The organism is Acinetobacter sp. A3, assembly GCF_012371415.1.
In the GTDB taxonomy this organism is placed as follows: Bacteria; Pseudomonadota; Gammaproteobacteria; order Pseudomonadales; family Moraxellaceae; genus Acinetobacter.
The window spans coordinates 1-1,100 of record NZ_JAAZQW010000089.1 but is presented as its reverse complement, the minus strand read 5'-3'; the positions used below and the strand labels follow the sequence as shown (position 1 = coordinate 1,100).

Annotated in this window: 1 pseudogene; it reads left to right on the top strand. The window is 33.7% G+C overall.

What is annotated here, in order from left to right:
• Positions 1-63: 63 nt before the first annotated feature.
• Positions 64-770 (top strand): annotated as a pseudogene (locus HHA42_RS13325) (IS1 family transposase).
• Positions 771-1,100: the final 330 nt, after the last annotated feature.

Sequence of the window (1,100 nt, the reverse complement as noted above, 5' to 3'; positions counted from 1 at the left end):
TTTGGTAGTGTTTCAAAAAGTATGCTGAAGAAAAAGCCGATTGGATTTTGATAAAATAGAGAAATGCAAATAACTCTAGCAATCAAATGTCCAACCTGCCTCAGTGATAGTATAAAGAAAAATGGTATCAAAGTAGATGGGAAACAAAACTATCAGTGCAAAGACTGTAAACGTCAGTTTATTGGTGATCATGCACTGAGCTATCTAGGATGTAAGTCAGGTATTACTCGTAAAATATTACAGTTGATGGTCAGAGGCAGCGGTATACGAGATATTGCTGAAGTTGAGCGCATCAGTATCGGTAAAGTTTTACGTACTTTAACTGAATCAACCTATGAAATTCAGCCTCAGCAAAGTCATTATGAATCTCTCGAAGTAGATGAGTTCTGGAATTTTGTTGGAAATAAAAAGAATAAACAATGGCTTATTTACGCCTATCATCGAGAAACAGGTGAAATTGTTGCTTATGTTTGGGGTAAACGAGATTTAGCTACAGTCTAACAATTGAAGACAAAGCTTAAACAATTAGATATTCACTACACCCGAATTGCAAGTGATCATTGGGACAGTTTCATCACTGCTTTTAAAAATGGTAAGCAAAGTATTGGTAAATTTTTTACTGTAGGTATTGAAGGCAATAATTGCAAAATAAGGCATAGAATTAGGCGTAGCTTCAGAAGAAGCTGTAATTTTTCAAAAAAGCTTGAAAACCATTTTAAAGCTTTTGATTTAGCCTTCTTTTCTTTTACATCAATAATGGCTTCATTTAAAGGCAGCATACTTTTTGAAGCACCACCAAAATTTTATGTTAAGTAGAGACTAAAAATGCCCTTGATTAAGGGCTTACAAGGGCATTTTGTATAAGGTGTATTATGTTAATTTTAGAATTTCTTCATTAGAGAGATGGATCCGTAAATTTGAACAACTCCTATAAGTGATATTCTGCTCCTCAAATGATGTTATAAACATCAATATATGGAGTATTTTATGGCACGTAGACCAAGAAGAAATCATTCAAATGATTTTAAAGCTAAGGTAGCACTTGCTGCGATTAAAGCAGAAAAAACACTTGCTGAATTGAGTGCTGAATTTGATGTTCA